This is a genomic window from Bradyrhizobium sp. UFLA05-89 (assembly GCF_059803475.1).
Genome location: NZ_JBANBA010000064.1, coordinates 35,748 through 53,641 on the forward strand (window position 1 = coordinate 35,748; position 17,894 = coordinate 53,641).

At 65.3% G+C, this 17,894-nt stretch carries 15 protein-coding genes; 9 read left to right on the forward strand and 6 right to left on the reverse strand.

The genetic code is table 11. The features are described from left to right. The first annotated feature begins 46 nt into the window (after positions 1-46). The 6 genes from SO139_RS28025 to SO139_RS28050 all read left to right on the forward strand — a co-directional run bounded on the left by SO139_RS28025 (position 47) and on the right by SO139_RS28050 (position 8,025). Positions 47-2,185 carry an ATP-binding protein gene (locus SO139_RS28025; RefSeq protein ID WP_449383710.1) on the forward strand — a complete coding sequence of 713 codons (2,139 nt, stop codon included), beginning with the start codon at positions 47-49 and terminating at the stop codon, positions 2,183-2,185. A gap of 55 nt (positions 2,186-2,240) precedes the next feature. Continuing rightward, the gene (locus SO139_RS28030) at positions 2,241-4,199 is read left to right on the forward strand and encodes an ABC transporter ATP-binding protein/permease (protein ID WP_449383711.1); all 1,959 of its coding nucleotides are present in this window, start codon (positions 2,241-2,243) and stop codon (positions 4,197-4,199) included. 62 nt (positions 4,200-4,261) lie between these two features. Beyond that, the gene (locus SO139_RS28035; RefSeq protein WP_474802987.1) at positions 4,262-5,086 is read left to right on the forward strand and encodes an FkbM family methyltransferase; all 825 of its coding nucleotides are present in this window, start codon (positions 4,262-4,264) and stop codon (positions 5,084-5,086) included. A 24-nt stretch (positions 5,087-5,110) separates the two neighbouring features. Continuing rightward, the gene (locus SO139_RS28040; RefSeq protein WP_449384707.1) at positions 5,111-5,497 is read left to right on the forward strand and encodes a VOC family protein; all 387 of its coding nucleotides are present in this window, start codon (positions 5,111-5,113) and stop codon (positions 5,495-5,497) included. Between the two features lie 86 nt (positions 5,498-5,583). Further along, positions 5,584-5,826, forward strand: a complete 243-nt coding sequence (locus SO139_RS28045; protein ID WP_449384706.1) for a hypothetical protein — start codon at positions 5,584-5,586, stop codon at positions 5,824-5,826. 177 nt (positions 5,827-6,003) lie between these two features. Continuing rightward, on the forward strand, positions 6,004-8,025 hold the full coding sequence (locus SO139_RS28050; RefSeq protein WP_498541014.1) for an OmpA family protein: 2,022 nt from the start codon (positions 6,004-6,006) through the stop codon (positions 8,023-8,025). Between the two features lie 167 nt (positions 8,026-8,192). On the opposite strand, the gene argG is transcribed toward SO139_RS28050, so the two are convergent. The 6 genes from argG to SO139_RS28080 all read right to left on the reverse strand — a co-directional run bounded on the left by argG (position 8,193) and on the right by SO139_RS28080 (position 14,070). Next, on the reverse strand, positions 8,193-9,530 hold the full coding sequence (gene argG, locus SO139_RS28055; protein WP_449384432.1) for an argininosuccinate synthase: 1,338 nt from the start codon (positions 9,528-9,530) through the stop codon (positions 8,193-8,195). A 95-nt stretch (positions 9,531-9,625) separates the two neighbouring features. After that, positions 9,626-10,402 (reverse strand): phosphatase PAP2 family protein, encoded by a 777-nt coding sequence (locus tag SO139_RS28060; RefSeq protein WP_449384433.1) that lies wholly within the window; start codon positions 10,400-10,402, stop codon positions 9,626-9,628. Between the two features lie 48 nt (positions 10,403-10,450). Next, positions 10,451-10,939, reverse strand: coding sequence for a hypothetical protein (locus SO139_RS28065; protein ID WP_449384434.1), 489 nt, complete (start codon positions 10,937-10,939; stop codon positions 10,451-10,453). Positions 10,940-11,039: 100 nt separating this feature from the next. Further along, entirely contained in the window at positions 11,040-12,251 is a 1,212-nt protein-coding gene (gene rlmN, locus SO139_RS28070; RefSeq protein ID WP_449384435.1) for a dual-specificity RNA methyltransferase RlmN, read from the reverse strand. A gap of 202 nt (positions 12,252-12,453) precedes the next feature. Then, complete coding sequence (locus tag SO139_RS28075) at positions 12,454-13,104, reverse strand: invasion associated locus B family protein (RefSeq protein ID WP_449384436.1); 651 nt, start codon at positions 13,102-13,104, stop codon at positions 12,454-12,456. A gap of 126 nt (positions 13,105-13,230) precedes the next feature. Next, positions 13,231-14,070 carry an SDR family oxidoreductase gene (locus tag SO139_RS28080; RefSeq protein ID WP_498541015.1) on the reverse strand — a complete coding sequence of 280 codons (840 nt, stop codon included), beginning with the start codon at positions 14,068-14,070 and terminating at the stop codon, positions 13,231-13,233. A 122-nt stretch (positions 14,071-14,192) separates the two neighbouring features. Here SO139_RS28080 and SO139_RS28085 point away from each other — a divergent pair, with 122 nt between their 5' ends. From SO139_RS28085 to SO139_RS28095, 3 genes are all read left to right on the forward strand, one after another. Continuing rightward, positions 14,193-15,167, forward strand: a complete 975-nt coding sequence (locus SO139_RS28085; RefSeq protein ID WP_449384438.1) for an NADPH:quinone oxidoreductase family protein — start codon at positions 14,193-14,195, stop codon at positions 15,165-15,167. 446 nt (positions 15,168-15,613) lie between these two features. Then, complete coding sequence (locus tag SO139_RS28090; protein ID WP_449384439.1) at positions 15,614-16,501, forward strand: SEL1-like repeat protein; 888 nt, start codon at positions 15,614-15,616, stop codon at positions 16,499-16,501. A 38-nt stretch (positions 16,502-16,539) separates the two neighbouring features. Beyond that, on the forward strand, positions 16,540-17,712 hold the full coding sequence (locus tag SO139_RS28095) for a TAXI family TRAP transporter solute-binding subunit (RefSeq protein ID WP_449384440.1): 1,173 nt from the start codon (positions 16,540-16,542) through the stop codon (positions 17,710-17,712). Positions 17,713-17,894 lie beyond the last annotated feature (182 nt).

Genomic DNA, 17,894 nt, shown 5'->3' on the forward strand with positions numbered 1-17,894 from the left:
CCCTGCGGGAAATTCAAGTAAACTTCGCTTCGGGTCAGGAGCGACTGTGCAGGGCGCGCAACGCAATTCGTTGAAACTGCTACAGTGGATGATGGCGGCATCCCTGGCGCTGCCGATTGCGCTGTTCATCATCGCCTCGGCGATCTCCTATAATTCGACCAACGACATCGCCGACCGCGAGATCGAGCGTACGCTCGAAGTCGCCCACGAGCATGCGCTCAAGGTGTTCGAGACCATCGACCGCAGCCTCGCCGAGCTCAACGAGGTCGTGCGCGGCCTTTCGGACGAGGCGATCCGGTCGCGCGAGGCGGTGCTGCATCTGCGCCTGAAGCGGCTGACCGATTCGCTGCCGCAGCTCAAATCCGCCTGGATCTTCGATGCGCAGGGCCACGCGCTGGTCAACAGCCTGTTGTCGCCGGCGCCGCAGCTCAGCTTCGCGGACCGGGATTATTTCAACGCGCATGTCGACCAGAACATCGGCACCTTCATCGGCACACCGCTGACGCCGCGCCAACCCTACCAGGGCGCCCGCTTCTTCGGCGTGAGCCGCCGCCGCGAATCCGACGACGGCAGCTTCATCGGCGTGATCCAGGCCTCGGTATTTCCCGAATATTTCGAGAGCTTTTATGCGCGCATCGGCAGCGATCCCGGCAGCTTCTTCGCGATGGGGCGGACCGATGGCGTCCTGCTGGCGCATTATCCGCACCTCGACCACGACGTCCGGCTCGATCCCGGCGGGCCGGTCGGCCGCAAAATCGCGCTGAGCCCCGAGCACGGGCTCATGACCATCGCCTGGCCCGCCGACGGCATCGAGCGTCGCATCGGCTACAAGCGCGTCGCCGAATATCCGATCTATGTCAGCGCGGGGCTCGAGACCGCGGCGATCCGTTCGCGCTGGCTCGCCACCATGGGCCAGCACCTGATCTTCGGCCTGCCGGCCACGGCCCTGCTGTTCTTCATCCTCGCGCTGGCATTCCGGCGCACCCAGAACCTCCAGGCCGAAGCGGCACGGCGGCGCGACGCCGAGGAGGCACTCAAGCACAGCCAGCGCCTCGAGGCACTCGGACAGCTCACCGGCGGCGTGGCGCACGACTTCAACAACCTGCTGACCGTGATCCGCGCCTCCATCGACCTATTGAACCGGCCGCAATTGTCCGAGGAGCGGAGACAGCGCTACATCAACGCCATCACAGACGCTGTCGCGCGCGCAGCGAAACTGACCTCGCAGCTCCTGGCCTTCGCGCGGCGACAGACGCTGAAGCCCGAGGTATTCGACGTCGGCGCACGCGTGCAGTCGTTGCGCGACATGATCGCCACGCTGATCGGGCCGGCCATCGAGATCGTGATCCGGCTGCCGGCGGGGTCCTTTCTCGTCAACGCCGATGCCGGCCAGTTCGAGACGGCACTGTTCAACATGGCGGTCAATGCGCGCGATGCGATGCAGGGCCGCGGCAGGATCACGTTCGCGGTGGAGGCCGCGACGGCCGTTCCCGACAGCCTGGCACATCTCGTCGGCAGCCACGGCTTCGTCACCGTCACGGTCACCGATACCGGGTCCGGCATTCCCGCAGGCCAGCTCGGCCGCATCTTCGAGCCGTTCTTCACGACCAAGCAGGTCGGCCACGGCACCGGGCTCGGCCTGTCGCAGGTGTTCGGCTTCGTCAAGCAATCCGGCGGCGAGGTGACGGTTGCGAGCGAGGTCGGCCGCGGCAGCGCCTTCACGCTCTACCTGCCGCGCGTGCCCGCCGAGGTGCTGCCGCAGCGGCAGGCGCCCGACACCGCGCCCGCAATTGCCGGCAGCGGCATGTCGGTGCTGGTCGTCGAGGACAATATCGAGGTGGCCAATTTCGCCGCCGACGGGCTCACCGAGCTCGGTTACAGCGTCACGCTGGTCGACAATGCCAGCGATGCGCTCGCCGAGCTGACCGTGGACACTGATCGCTTCGACGTGATGTTCTCCGACGTGGTGATGCCCGGCATGACCGGGCTCGATCTCGCGCACGCGATCCGCGACCGTGGCATCGACGTGCCCATCGTGCTCACCAGCGGCTACAGCCACGTACTGGCGCAGGACGGCAGTTTCGGCTTCGAGCTGCTGCAAAAGCCCTATTCGATCGAGGCGCTGTCACGCGTGCTGTACAAGGCCGCACGGCTGCGCCGTGTGCGGGATGGGGCGGCAGAATAAGGCAGCGCAACCGGAACAACGAGGAACCGTTTGATTTTCCCTCGCGTTGTTCCGGATGCAGAAGCCGGCCGCTGAGCGCGAAAAGGGCAAGACGCCACCCATTGTCGAGATCGCTGGCGAGAGCGGCGTCGAGGTCGCCCCGCCGCCTCCGGAGCTTCTCGAATCCGACGCGGATTTATCACCTGAGGAGGCCGAGGAGGCGCGCAAGGAATATCTGCTGGCGCGCTTCTGGATCAGTGCCAGGGGATTTTGGGGACAAAATGGCGATCGGCTGGCGTGGCCTTTCTCCATCGGCCTGGTGGTCCTGATCGTCGCCACCGTGGGCTGTCAGTACGGCATCAATGTCTGGAATCGCGCGATCTTCGATGCGATCGAGCAACGCAACGCCGCCACCGTCTTCCATTTGACGGCCGTGTTCTTTCCGCTCGCGTTCGGCAGCATCGCGCTTAGCGTGGCTCAGGTGTTCGCGCGCATGCGCATCCAGCGCCGCTGGCGCGGCTGGCTCACCGCAAGCGTGCTGACGCGATGGCTCGCGAACGGCCGCTACTATCAGCTCAATCTCGTCAGCGGCGACCACGATAATCCCGAATACCGGATCGCCGAGGATTTGCGGATCGCAACGGATTCGCCGGTCGACTTCCTCGCCGGCGTCACCTCGGCGTCGTTGTCTGCCGCGACCTTCATCGTCGTGCTCTGGACCATCGGCGGCGCGCTCACCGTCACGCTCGGTGGATCATCGTTCACCATTCCCGGCTTCCTGGTCGTCGCCGCGATTCTCTACGCGGCGATCGCATCCAGCTCGATCCTGGTGATCGGCCGGCGCTTCGTGCAGGTCTCCGAGAACAAGAACCAGGCGGAAGCCGACTTCCGTTATACTCTCACGCGCGTGCGCGAGAACGGCGAGAGCATCGCCCTGCTCGGTGGCGAGGACGAGGAGCGCGAGGGCATCGACCGCAACTTCACCAACGTGCTCCAGCAATGGGCGCGACTCGCCGGCCAGCATATGCGCACGACGCTGGTGTCGCAGGGCTCGAGCCTCGTTGCTCCCGTGGTCCCTCTCTTGCTCTGCGCACCGAAATTCCTCGATGGCAGCATGACGCTCGGACAGGTGATGCAGGCGACTTCCGCCTTCACCATCGTGCAGAGCGCCTTCGGGTGGCTGGTCGACAACTATCCGCGGCTCGCCGACTGGAACGCCTGCGCGCGCCGCATCGCCTCGCTGATGATGTCGCTCGATGGTCTCGAGCGCGCGGAGCAAGGCGACGGTCTCGGCCGCATCAGGCGTGGCGAAACCGGGAATGAGGCGATGCTCGAATTGCGCGACCTTTCCGTCACTCTCGACGACGGCACCGCGGTGGTCGGTGAAACCGAGGTGGTCATCGAGCCCGGCGAGCGCCTGCTGGTGGCCGGTGAATCCGGCACCGGAAAGAGCACTCTGGTGCGCGCGATCGCTGGCCTGTGGCCATGGGGTGGTGGCAGCGTCAACCTCCACCCCGACCGACGGCTTTTCATGCTGCCGCAGCGTCCCTATGTGCCGACCGGAACCCTGCGTCGCGCCGTCGCCTATCCCGGCGCCGCCGAAGACTGGACGGTCGATGAGATCTGCGCGGCCCTGCGCAAGGTCGGCCTCGATCATCTCAAGGAGAAGATCGAGGAAGAGGGCCCGTGGGACCAGACGCTCTCGGGCGGTGAGAAGCAGCGTCTCGCCTTCGCGCGCCTCCTGCTGCACAGCCCGGACATCGTGGTGCTGGACGAGGCGACCTCGGCGCTCGACGAAAAGAGCCAGGACAGGATGATGAAGATGATCACGGACGAATTGCCGAAGGCGACCATCGTCAGCGTGGCGCATCGCGCCGAGCTCGAGGCCTTTCATAGCCGCAAGATCGTGCTGGAGCGGCACAAGGGCGGCGCCAGGCTCGTGAGCGACGTCGACCTCGTTCCACGCAAGGGCCGGCGACGGCTGCTCGGCCGTTTCCTGCGTCAGCGCAAGGCAACACCGAAAAAGGCGGTCTGAGCGACATTGGAGTTGCTGGCAAAACCGGCTATGCATGCGCCGCTTGCTACGAGGACTTTTGCTTGACGCCCGATACCGACCCCACGTCCGCGCCATTCGGCGCGTTCGCGCCGAATGCGGCGCAGGCTGCGATCATCTCGCTTGCGCACCGCTCCGGACTGAAGCGCGGCGCATTCCGCCCGTGGCTGTCGCGGCTGGTCGATTTGCTGCGCGCAGGTCCGGTCGACGTGCAATATCAGGGCGCCTCGTTCCGCTTGCATCATCAGGCGAGCGCGACCGAGCGCGGCGCGCTGTTCAACCCCGACTATAATCTCGACGAGCTCGACTTCCTGCGCCAGCACACGCCGGCCGGCGGCGTATTCGTCGACGTAGGCGCCAATGTCGGCACATTTGCGCTGGTGATGGCGCGCCATGTCGGCGCGATAGGCAAGGTCATCGCGATCGAGCCGCACCCGGTGACCTTCGCGCGGCTGTCGTTCAACAACGCGGCTTCGGGGTCGAGCCAGGTCCGCCTCGTGCAGGCCGCGGCGGGCGATGCCGACGGCGAGCTGATGATCGAGACCGACGGCGACAATCTCGGCGCCAGCCATGTCGTGACCGGCACGGCGACGGCAAAGGCCATCAAAGTGCCGTCGTTACGGCTGATACGCATCCTCGACGAGGCCGGCGTCACGAAAGTCGATACCCTCAAGATCGACGTCGAGGGCTTCGAAGACCGCGTGCTGATCGGTTTCTTCCGCGATGCGCCGCAAGCGCTATGGCCCCGCGCCGTCGTGATCGAGCATCTGTCACAAAACGAATGGCGCGAGGATTGTATTGCAGACATGGTCGCGCGCGGATTTGCGATCACGCGCAGGACGCGCAGCAACACCTTCCTGTCGCGCTGACGACAACCAGCAACGGAGATTCCGATGATCGATCACATGGGTTTTCCGGTTTCCGACTATGAGCGCGCCAAGGCGTTCTATGCCAAGGCGCTGGCGCCGCTCGGCTACAGCCTGATCATGGAGGTCACGCAGGAGCAGACCGGCCACGATCCCGCCGCGGGCTTTGGCGCCGACGGCAAGCCGGACTTCTGGATCGGCGGCGAAGGCGCGTTGAACAAGCCGGTCCATGTCGCGATTCTCGCAAAAGACCGCACCACGGTGGATGCCTTCTACAAGGCGGCGATTGCGGCCGGCGGGCGCGACAACGGGCCGCCCGGCATTCGCGCACATTATCATCCGACTTACTACGGGGCGTTCGTGCTCGATCCAGATGGTCACAACATCGAAGCCGTCTGTCACGCGCTCGAATAAGCCTGTTCCATCGCCACCATGCGCGGGAACATCGACGCATTGGCAACGTTATCGTCTTTCGAGCAACGACATGTCGATGATGGATGATGCCGATCGAACCCCCGGAGATTCCGCCGGCAACACCGGGCACACCGAGTGAGCCGCCACCAGGAATTCCGCCGGGCAATCCGCAGCCCGATATCACGCCGCCGGTGCGCGAGCCCGGCGAATCACCACGCCCCGATGAATTGCCCGGGCGTGTCCCGGAGGAGATTCCGCCGCGCGGACCGAACGGACCGCGCACGCCGAATCCCGCGACGGATGCGAATTTGTCGCACCGTCACATCTGAGGCGATTGCAAGATGGGCCTGAATGCGCAATGAACGTCGATGTTCTGAAGTGATTTGCATGCAGAAATAAATCGAGACGCGGCTGCTTCGCACGCCACAATCCGGCCTAATGCGTATCCGTTGATCGCAACACTGACTCTCCAAACTCTACAAGAACCTTCCCTAGGATCTCACCACATGACTCAATTTCGCTTCGTGCTGCTTGCCACGACGGCTCTGACCGCGATGCCATTCGCAAGCTCCGCATCGCACGAGCAAAGCGCACCCATCGTGATCGCGCAGGCGCAGGGCGAAGTCGGCCCTGACGGAAAACCGAAGCAGCCATCCCGGGAGCAGCCAAAGGCGCCGGGACAACAACCGCCGGCCGCCCGCCCCACACCGGCCCCGCCGCCTCCGCCGGCAGCCCCTGCGCGTCCCACTGCGCCGCCGCCGACCGCAGCTCCGCCGCACGCACCGTCTCCGACACCGCCGCCTCCCGCGCCGGCCCGGCCGACGCCTCCACCACCACCGCCACCGGCTGCGGCTCCGAAGCAGCCGTCAACGCCTCCGGCGGCGGCCCCGCAGCAGCATGCGCCGACACCGCCGCCTCCGGCCACGGCGCCCTCGCGCGTGGCGCCGACGCCAACACCGCCGCCTTCGGCCGCGCCCTCGCGCGTTGCCCCGACACCGACGCCTCCGCCGCCAGCGGTTGCGCCTCCAGCCCGCGTCGCTCCGACGCCAGCACCTGCTCCGACGCCAGCACCGGCAGCGCCAACGACTCGCGCCACGCCGACACCTGCACCAACTGCGACGCCCGCACCTGCTGCACCGGCGGCACCAACGACTCGTGCCACGCCAACGCCTGCGCCGACTGCGACGCCAGCGCCGGGTGGTACGCCGACCCCGCCACCATCCGGGCGTCCGGGCCCGGCACCGACGCCTGCACCGGGTGTCGCGCCAGCACCGACCGCAACACCCGCTCCCGGCGGAGCCACGCCGCCAACCGGCCGCCAGGGCGCAACACCGCCAGCCGGCACACCGCCTGCGCCGCAGGCGGGCGCCCCGGCCCGGCCCACGCCTCCCGCCGGCGCCGCGGCGCCGACTGTCGTCCCTGGCACGGCAGCCGCAACGCCGCCGCCCAACAGGGCGCAATACGCTCCGCCGACGGTTGCGCCGGCCTTCCGGGCCGCGCCTACGGTCGCAGCACCGCTGCCGCCACCGCCGCGCCCCCCACAGCGTGACCTGACGCCGCTCGCGATCGGCGCAGGCGTGGTGGCCGGTGCCGTGATCGGCGCGACCATCGCCGACTACCGCAACCAGCGGCAGGAGATCGTCGAAGGCGGTCGCACCGTCTACACCGAGCCGGACCGCATCATCATCCGCGATCCAGGCGGGCAGGCCTACGTCCGCGGCAACGATCTCTATCGCTTCCGCTATGGCGCCCGCGACATCCGCAGCGAGACGATCGGCGGCGAGACCCGCACCGTCGTGATCCGTCCCGACGGCAGCGAGGTCATCACCGTGGTCGGTCCGGACGGCCAGTTGCTGCGGCGAATCCGCAGGGACCCCGGCGGGCGCGAGATCGTCATCATCGACAACAGCTACCGCGATCCGCGGTCGGTCGGCGGCTTCTATGTCGACGTGCCGCCGCCGGTGGTCAACATTCCCTACGATCGCTACATCGTCGACGCCCAGGAGGCGTCGCCGGACGTGATCTACGAGACCATGGAGGCACCGCCGGTGCAGCGGATCGATCGGCGCTACTCGCTCGACGAGATCCGTTACAGCCCGAATGTTCGCATGCAGATGCCGAGCATCGACGTCAACACGATCAACTTCGAAACGGGATCGTGGACCATCCCGCCGGACCAGGCTGCAAGGCTGCAAGTGATCGCCGACGGCCTCAACCGGGCGATCCAGCGCAACCCGCGCGAGGTGTTCCTGATCGAGGGACACACCGACGCGGTCGGCAACGACGTCGACAATCTGTCATTGTCGGACCGCCGTGCGCAGGCCGCGGCCGAATTGCTGACGCAGCAGTTCGGTGTGCCGGCGGAGAACCTGACGTCGCAGGGCTACGGCGAGCAGTATCTGAAGGAGCAGACGGACGGACCGAGCCGGATCAACCGGCGTGTCACCATCCGTCGCATCACCCCGCTGCTCAATGGCGGTCAGGCCTCGCTGCCACCGCCGCCGCCCGGCACCGCGCCGCCGCGGTGAGGCGAAGCGTACAAATGGCGAAATGGCCGGGAGCGATCCCGGCCATTTTTGTTTGCTCTCGCGTAGGGTGGGCAGAGGCGCGCTCTTCGCGTGCCGTGCCCCCCACTTCTGTTTACAATCGGGGCAAGATGGTGGGCACGCTTCGCTTTGCCCACCCTACGGGAGCATCACCCCTTGTCGCTCTCGAGCCTGAAGATCTGCGAGCCTTCGCCGCCCGACAGCAAGCCGTTCTCGGTGTAGAGCTTGAGCTTGGTGCGGGTGTCGGCGATGTCGAGGTTGCGCATGGTAAGCTGGCCGATGCGGTCGGCCGGCGTGAACGCGGCGTCCTCGACCTTCTCCATGCTCAGCCGCTCCGGCGCATAGGTCAGGTTGGGGCTCTCGGTGTTGAGGATTGAATAGTCGTTGCCACGACGCAGCTCCAGCGTCACCTCGCCGGTGACGGCGCGCGCGACCCAGCGCTGCGCGGTCTCGCGCAGCATCAGCGCCTGCGAATCGAACCAGCGGCCCTGATAGAGCAGACGGCCGAGGCGCAGGCCGCTGACGCGGTATTGCTCGATGGTGTCCTCGTTATGGATGCCGGTGACGAGGCGCTCATAGGCAATGTGCAAGAGCGCCATGCCCGGCGCCTCATAGACGCCGCGGCTCTTGGCCTCGATGATGCGGTTCTCGATCTGATCGCTCATGCCGAGGCCATGGCGGCCGCCGATCGCATTGGCTTCGAGGAACAGCGCGACGGGATCGGCGAAGGTCTGGCCGTTGAGCGCCGTGGGCTGGCCCTCCTCGAAACGCACGACGACCTTCTCGGCCTTGACGGCGCAATCGTCGCGCCAGAACGGCACGCCCATGATGGGATTGACGATCTTGATGCCGCTGTCGAGGCTTTCGAGATCCTTCGCCTCGTGTGTGGCGCCGAGCAGATTGCTGTCGGTCGAGTACGCCTTCTCCGCGCTCATCTTGTACGCAAAACCCTGGGCGGTCATGAACGCCGACATTTCGGCGCGGCCACCAAGCTCGTCGATGAACTGCTGGTCGAGCCAGGGCTTGTAGATGCGCAGGCTCGGATTGGTCAAAAGGCCGTAGCGATAGAAGCGCTCGATGTCGTTGCCCTTGAAGGTCGAGCCGTCGCCCCAGATGTTGACGCCATCTTCCTTCATTGCAGCAACCAGCATCGTGCCGGTCACGGCGCGCCCGAGCGGCGTGGTGTTGAAATAGGTGATGCCGCCGGTCGAGATGTGGAAGGCGCCAGACTGGATCGCGGCGATGCCTTCGTGGACGAGCTGCGTGCGGCAATCGACCAGCCGCGCCTTCTCCGCGCCGAACTCCATCGCCTTGCGCGGGATCTCGTTGTAGTCGGCCTCGTCCGGCTGGCCGAGATTGGCGGTATAGGCGTAGCAGCGCGCGCCCTTCTGCTTCATCCACAGCAGCGCTGCGCTGGTGTCGAGACCGCCGGAGAAAGCGATGCCGACTTTTTCCCCCTTGGGCAGGCTCTTCAGAATCGTAGTCATGGCGCTTCCAATCGGATCTTAAGGGGCTGATGTCGTCTTCGGTTTGGACTTGCGCGATTATCAAATTTCGCGCGCATGGGCACGCCTTTAATGGCTCACATCGACGCCGCCGGGCCGGTTTTGCGGCCGAACAGGCGCAACCGGAGCCGATAGGCCGGCCAGGCCAAGCGGGTCAGGGCGGCATCGACCGCCTCGTCGGAAAACCGTGTCCGCGGCCAGCGGTAGATCAGGGCGTAGGCGAGCCAGATCACGACGAAGGTGACCAGGCCCGCGATCGAGACGTCGGTGAAGAAGTGCCCGCCGAATGCCATGCGCAGGCCGCTGGTGACGGTACCGAACACGACGGCCGCGGCATAAGCGAGCGGCCGCCAGGGCGGCGGCGCCAACGCCGCCGGCGCCAGCGTCCAGAACGCGGTCGCGCCCTCGCCGGAGAAGAACGAGCAGTTGCGTCCGCAGCCGCCGCGCGGATCCCACCACGGCACGAATGGCAGATCGCCGGCGAACTCGGTCACGACCACCGGGCGCGGCCGTCCCCAATAGGACTTGAAGGCGAGATTGGTGAGGATGCCGGCCGACAGCGTCAGCGTCACCAGAAGGAAGACGACCGTTCGTCCCGAGACCATCAGCGGCCGGTCGGGCCTGATCAGCTTGACCACCAGCGCCACGATCGAGGGAGCTGCGAACGCCCAGGCGATCCACATCGCGGCATCGCGCGCGAAGCTCGCCCAGCCATTCAGCTTGAGCGGAAACGTCTTCGTCTCGGGATCGAAGAACAGCGCGGCGAGCTTGAGATCGAGCTCGGGAAAGACGCCGAAGACGACGCCGATCACGAGCCACAGCGCCAGCGCGATGAAGAGTCCGGTCCGGTTCATGGCGCGCGGTTTAGCCGAGCGGAGAGTGGATGAAAACCCCGCCGCAGCTCATTCCGGCCGCGAGGCGGCGGGCAGCGGCGGGGGCGGCTTGCGCGGGGCCGGCGGATGGCGCCAGGCACCGGCGTTGCGACCGGCGATCATCCAGTAGACGACGCCGGCAACGATGCCAGCTCCAGTCATGATTTCCAGGTGGCGGCGAACGATGCCCTCGAATTGCAGCGTCTCGGGATGAAAGGGAATGAGGCCGAGATAGCAGGCAAGCCCGACGAGCCCGCCGCCGACCGCGTAGGCGAGCGCGCTGCGGATATAGAAGGCCTCGGTGATCGCGACAATGACCATCGCCGGCAACAGCGCAAAGCCGGAGACGAAGATGAAGCCAAAGCCGAGCAGGATGTCGATCGTGCCCTCATCGACGGGACCTGCGCCGAGATCGGAGAATTCCGGAAACAGCAGCGCAGCCACGACGATCATGCCGCCGACCAGGCATGAGACCAGAAAACCGATGAAGATCACGACGAGGCGTCCGATCAATGCCATCGGTCGAATCCATCATCATTGAGCGTGAACAGCACCACATCCCCCGCCGTCATGCCCAACCCCGCCTGTGGCCATGACGGATGTTGATGGCCGCTTCATGTCAATCGGTCATCGCCATCGCGCGCAGCGCCTGACGCTCGCGGGCGGAGAGCTTTTCCGTCTCCGACTTGAGCTGGCCGCAGGCGGCGAGGATGTCGCGGCCGCGCGGCGTACGCACCGGCGAGGAATAGCCTGCGTTGAAGATATATTCGGAGAATTTTTCGATCTGGTCCCAGTCCGAGCATTCATAGGCCGTGCCGGGCCAGGGATTGAACGGGATCAGGTTGATCTTGGCCGGGATGCCCTTGAGCAGCTTCACAAGGAGCCTGGCGTCGTCGAGGGAATCGTTGACGCCCTTGAGCATCACATATTCGAAGGTGATGCGGCGCGCATTCGAGGCGCCAGGATAATCGCGGCAGGCCTGCAACAATTCCGCGATCGGATATTTGCGATTGAGCGGTACGAGCTCGTTGCGGAGTTCGTCGCGCACCGCATGCAGCGAGATCGCGAGCATGACGCCGATCTCGTCGCCGGCGCGCACGATGTTCGGCACCACGCCCGAGGTCGACAGCGTGATGCGGCGGCGGGAGATGCCGATGCCCTCATTGTCTCCGACGATGAGCAGCGCATCGCGCACCGCGTCGAAATTGTAGAGCGGCTCGCCCATGCCCATCATCACGATGTTGGTGACGAGGCGCGTGCCGTTCTCGCGATCGGCCCAATCATTCAGGCGATCGCGCGCCACCATCACCTGCCCGACGATCTCGCCGGCGGTGAGGTTGCGCACCAGCCGCTGCGTGCCGGTGTGGCAGAACGCGCAATTCAAGGTGCAGCCGACCTGCGAGGAGACACACAGCGTGCCGCGATCGGTCTCGGGGATGTAGACGCACTCGACCTCGTGCGCCCTCTCGACATTGTCGCCGCTCGGCAGGCGCAACAGCCATTTGCGGGTGCCGTCGCTGGAGATCTGCTCGGCCACGACTTCGGGCCGATCGACGGTGAAGTGCTTTGCGAGCTCGGCGCGGATGTCCTTCGAGATCGAGGTCATCTCGTCGAAACTCTTGGCGCCGCGGAAATAGATCCAGTGCCACAATTGCTGCACGCGCATCTTGCGCTGCGCGGGCGCAACACCGATCTCGCCGAGGCGTTCGGCCAGCTCGCTGCGCGACAGGCCAATGAACGAGGGCCTCGCCGGCGGCACATAGGTTTCGAGCGGAGTCTTCTCCAAGGGTAGCCCGGCTGCGGCAACGGTATTGGTCAATTGAACGCTCATCGTGGTTCTGGCTTGAGAAAACTCGCCCCCCTCTTCCTGAGGAGCGTGCCTTGCACGCGTCTCGAGGGATGAAGGCCCGGATCAAGCACCTCGGCCCCGCGGTTCGAGACGGCGCTTGTGCGCCTCCTCACCGTGAGGGGAAACAGTGTTCAAATAGGCGTTCGAAAGTCCCCAAACAACGCCAAAATAGCTCGAAACCGCGCTACCGCTTGCAGTCCTGCGCTATACGATCAAGGGCCTGCGCGAGGCCCTTGAGCGAGAAGGTGTCGGAGGTCTCGGTCCCCTTGGCCGAGACGCCCTTGACCACGAGATCGGCGGATTTGCGCATGGCCTCGACCATCCGCTCCTCCTCTGCCGCGTTCTTGATCCAGAGGCCGTCGCCTTGCGTATACATCGCGTAGGACGCGCCCCCGACCTCGAGCGTCGATTCCGAGCCCGGCTTCAGCGCGTAGCCGATCATGACCGAGACTTCGTTGCTGACCTTCTCCGACGGCCGGGTCGAGACGAAGGCGTAGGCCGGATCGCGCGGGCGGTTCGGCGGATTGGTCTTCGATGACGAGGGTTTTGCCAGCGCAAAACAGACTTTCTTGCCGTTTGGCGTCGCCGCATAGGCACCCCAGGTGCCGAACTGGCCGATCAGGGTCGGTTCCGCGCCCCCTGCAATGGCCGGGGGCGGCGTCACCGGCTTGCTCTCGGGCTTTGCGGCCGTCTTGGCAGCCGCGGCCGGCTTAGCCGCTGTTTTGGGCGCCGCTTGCGCCGGTTGCGCGGTTTGCGCGGTTTGCGCGCGCGCAAGATCGGCCGTCCCGCACGCCACCACGCCAGTCATCAAGGATAAAAGGAGCACCCGCCACATTCTGGAGTGGTTCCCTCAATATTGTGACTGGAAGATGGCCCGGTCGGACTTTGTCCCACGGCCAAAATAACCGGTAAGCGCCTGATTCGGAACGAGGTTACAGGGAAGAAAGTCCTAGCCGATGGTCTAACTCTTGGACCTTGCGGTGTGCTGCGCGGCCCATTGCGCCTCGGTCCAGCCGAGCAGGTCCTCGGCGCCGGAACTGCGCAGATGGGCGCCGCCGTCGATCACCACCATTTCGCCATTGATGTAGCCGGCGCGGTCCGACACCAGAAAGCTGGCGAGATCGGCGAGCTCGGCATGCTCCCCGGTGCGGCCCAGCGGATTGCGCGACGTCCAGCCCTCATCGCGGCCCGCCGGGCGCAGCTGGCCGGAGGCGCCGGTTGTCGGGAACGGTCCCGGTGCAATCGCCACGGTGCGGATGCCCTTCGGGCCCCATTCCACGGCGAGGCTCCTGGTCATCGCAAGCACAGCCGACTTCGCCATCGCGGAAGGCACGGTGAAGGCGCGGCCGGTGATGGTCGAGGTCGAGAGGATGGAGAGCACCACGCCCCTGTGTGCGCCTTCGATCCAGCGGCGGCCCGCCGCAAGCGTGCAATACATCGCGCCGTGCAACGTCGGCGCCAGGATCGCGTCCGCCGCACGGAACGAGAGACGCTCGCTCTGCGCGATGAAGGTCGCGGCCGCATTGTTGACGAGGATATCGAGCGGCGCCTCGCGCCAGATCTGATCCATCAGACAATCGACCGCGGCACCGTCGCGGATATCGCAGACGATGGTCGTGACCTTGCCGCCGATCTCGTTTCGCATCTCGCTGGCCGCAGCCTCGAGGCGATCGAGCTTGCGGCCGCAGATCACGAGCTCGGCGCCGAGCGTGAGGAAGCGACGCGCCATCGCAGCACCGAGTCCGGAGCCGCCGCCGGTGACCAGGATGCGCTTGTCGCTGAGCAGGCCCGTTTCAAACATCGTTTGAATCCTCCGCGCTGTATTGTGGCCCGGCTTCAAATCCGGCAAAAACGAGCCCAACAATAATTCCGATCTCGAAACGCCAACATGTCTACGAACGTGTGTCTCAAGAAGGTGTCGCCATGAAAGCCATCCTCTGCTCGCAATATTGCCAACCCGACGATCTCGTCCTGGCCGATGTGCCGGATCCGGTGGCAGGGCCCGGCGAAGCCGTGATCGCGATCAAGGCGGCGGCGTTGAATTTCTTCGACATCCTGATGATCCAGGGCAAGTACCAGATCAAGCCACCGTTCCCGTTCTCGCCGGCCGCCGAGGTCGCCGGCGTGATCGAGAGCATCGGCTCCGGCGTGACCGATCTGAAAGTGGGCGATCGCGTGGTGGCCTCCTGCGGCCATAACGGCGCGCGCGAGAAGATCGCGCTGCCGGCCGCTTCGATCGTGAAGATTCCGGACAATCTCGATTATGACCGCGCGGCCGGCATCATCATCATCTACGGCACCGCGCTGCATGCGCTTGAGGATCGCGCGAGCCCGAAGCCGGGCGAGACGCTCGCGGTGCTCGGCGCAGCCGGCGGCACCGGCTTGGCGGCCTGCGAGCTCGGCAAGCTGATGGGGCTGAAGGTGATCGCCTGCGCCTCGTCGGACGAGAAGCTCGCCTTTGCGAAAGCGCACGGCGCGGAGCTGACGCTCAATTACGGCAAGGAAGATCTGAAGGAAGGACTGCGCAAGCTCACCGACGGCAAGGGCGTCGACGTCATCTTCGATCCCGTGGGCGGTGCTTACGCGGAAGCCGCGCTGCGCGCGATCGCGTGGGAAGGCCGCTTCCTGGTGATCGGCTTTGCCGCCGGCGACATTCCAAAGATGCCGCTCAATCTCGCGCTGCTGAAGGGTTGCGATATCCGCGGCGTGTTCTGGGGCGCATGGACGCGGCTCAATCCAGCGAAGAACCGTGCCAATCTGGAGAAGCTCGTGAAGTGGACGGCGGAAGGCAAGATCTCGTCCCACGTCGACCGCACCTTCCCCCTGGCGCAGACCGCGGATGCGCTGAAAGTGCTGGCCGGCCGTCAGGCGATGGGCAAGGTGATCCTGCATCCCTGACGTCGCGCGGCTGTTGCCAAACGTTGCTGAGCCTGGCTGCCGTGAGGCGTTAGACGTATACGGAGAAGCCGCGGCGCACTGGATTCCCGGCTTGTCGCCTACGCCGAAGCTTCGGCGAGCCAAGACCTCACGCCCCGGCGAAGCCGGGTCGCGGTGAATGACACTGCAGAACGTGACGAAGCCAACGTGCCACTCTCACACAGCGAATCACCGGATTTAAGGTTAAGGTTCCCTCAACCACTGCGATTAAAATTGCGGTGTGCTCCCCGCTGTTGCCTCAATCAAACCTAAATCTTTCCTGATTCGCACAAACGGTGGTCGTCTTTTGGGCTGAATCGGACGGCGATTTACCGGTTCCAGTGGCGGGGGCTTCTGGACAACCATAAGAAGACTATACCCGGGATGCCCCCAGCGCGTTGCGTTCAGTATTCGGGGAGCATTACACCATGGAGACGACGGCCTACCGTCTGTCCAACACGTCTCGAGCGTTCGACGTCGAGCAAGTGGCGACCGATCCGAACGCCATGCCCTATCATCTGGCACAGGCTGACCGGACCGAGCTTTCGCCGCACGATCCGATCCCGCTGTTTCTGTCCGATCCGCAGGGCACGCCGGATCCACGAGAGTTTACGCCCCGCCGGGTGCGGCGCATTGGCCTCGCAACGCAGATCGTGGCCAGCGTGCTGGCCGCATCCGCGATCGCCGTGCTGGTCGTGCTGTTTCAATCCGACGTCAGCCGCCTGTATGCAGTCTATGCCACGGCCTGGATCGGGAGCGTGTCGGCGGAGCAGCCGACCACACCTCCGGTCCCGGTCGCACGCCAGGCTCCGCTAAAGGACCCGGCCCGGGTGTCGAACCCGATGCAACTCGCGAGCGCAGAAACCCGCGAGGCGATCGCGCCGTCGACGCCGAGCCGCGAGGCGATCGCGACCGCCTACCAGAACGCGCTGCAAGCGCAGACGCCGACACAGGCACCGACACAGACCGCCGCCGCACCCGCCGCGTCGGTCGCGCCACCGCCCGCACCGCCGGCGCCACCTCAGCCCGTCAAAACGCTCGACGCCGATACGCTGGCCGGGCTGATGACGCGCGCCAAGAGCCTGATGGCGATCGGCGATATCGCCGCCGCCCGGCTGCTGCTCGAGCGCGCGGCGAATGCGCAGGACCCGACAGCGGCGTTCGTTCTGGCGCAGACTTTTGACCCAGCCGTGCTCGGCACCAAGGATACGCGCAGCATCACCGCGGATCCGGCCGCTGCACGGAGCTGGTACCAGAAGGCCGCCGCTCTCGGATCCGCGGAAGCACGGGCGCGCCTTACGCAACTTCAAGAATAAGACTTCAAGAATAAGACTTAAAGACAGCAGGGAACATCATGCGTAACGCTCTGAAAGTGGCGCTTGCCGCCATAATTGCGATGTGCGGCCTGTCGGCACGGGCCGAGCAGACCGAATACGACCCCAGCAAGGTCTCGGACAGCCTGAAGGCGATCTTCCAGTTCGGATCGGTCTCGACCAAGCAGGCGTTGAACGCCAACACGGTCACGCTGATCACGGGCACCATCGGCGGCACCTATGTGCAGTTCGGCGCCGACCTCGCCTCCGTGCTCGATGACGGCAACAAGCTGCGCGTGCTGCCGATCGTCGGCCGCGGCTCGGTGCAGAGCGTCGCCGACATCCTGTTCCTCCAGGGTGTCGATCTCGGCATCGTTCGCGCCGACACGCTCGACTATCTCGAGCGCAAGGGGTTTGCGAGCGACATCAAGAAGCAGTTCACCTATGTGACCAAGCTCTACAACGAGGAAATGCAGGTCATCGCGCCGAAGTCGGTTGCGACGCTAAAGGATCTCGAGGGCAAGAAGGTCAGCGTCGACTTGCCCAACGGCGGCACCTTCGTCACCGCGCTCACGGTGTTCGAGCGGCTCGGGATCAAGGCGGACTTCGTCTATATCGAGCAGCGCATCGCAATGGAGAAGCTGAAGGCCGGCGAGATCGACGCGGTGATCGTGGTCGGCGGCAAGCCGTACAAATCGGTCTCGACCTTCAACAATGACGGCCGCTTCCATCTTGCGGGCGTGGACTACGCCAAGCCGCTGCAGAGCGACTACCTGCCCGCAACGCTGACGGCAAAGGACTATCCGAACCTGATCAAGGATGGCGAGACGGTCGATACGATCGCGGTCCCGGCCGTGCTTGCGGCCTATAATTGGGGGCCGAAGACGGATCGTTACCGCAAGATCGCACTGTTCGTGGACGCGTTCTTCACGAAATTCCCGACGCTGCAGAACCCGCCCTTCCATCCCAAATGGAAGGAGGTCTCGCTCGCGGCCCCGTTGTCGGGCTGGAACAGGCTGCCGGTGGCGCAGCAATGGCTCGACAGCCACGGCGTCGAACCGGTCGCGCGCCAGCGCTTCGAGACGTTCCTGAAGCAGAACCCGACGGCGGCAAAGGTGTCCGACACCGACAAGGAAGCGCTGTTCAAGCAATTCCAGGCTTGGGAAGCGCAGAACAACGGCTCGCGGGCGCAGGCGAGGTCGGACAAGAAGTAGAACGGGGACTCTCACCGATGGTCGTCCTGGTTTGCGCCAGGACGACGTTGGGACGGCGCGCAACATATTTCTCGATGTCGTCGCCCGCGAAAGCGAAAGCGGGCGATCCAGTACGCCGCGGCCTCTCGATTCAGGCAGAACTGTCTCTGGAATACTTGTATGGGCTTGGTCAAGGATGAGTG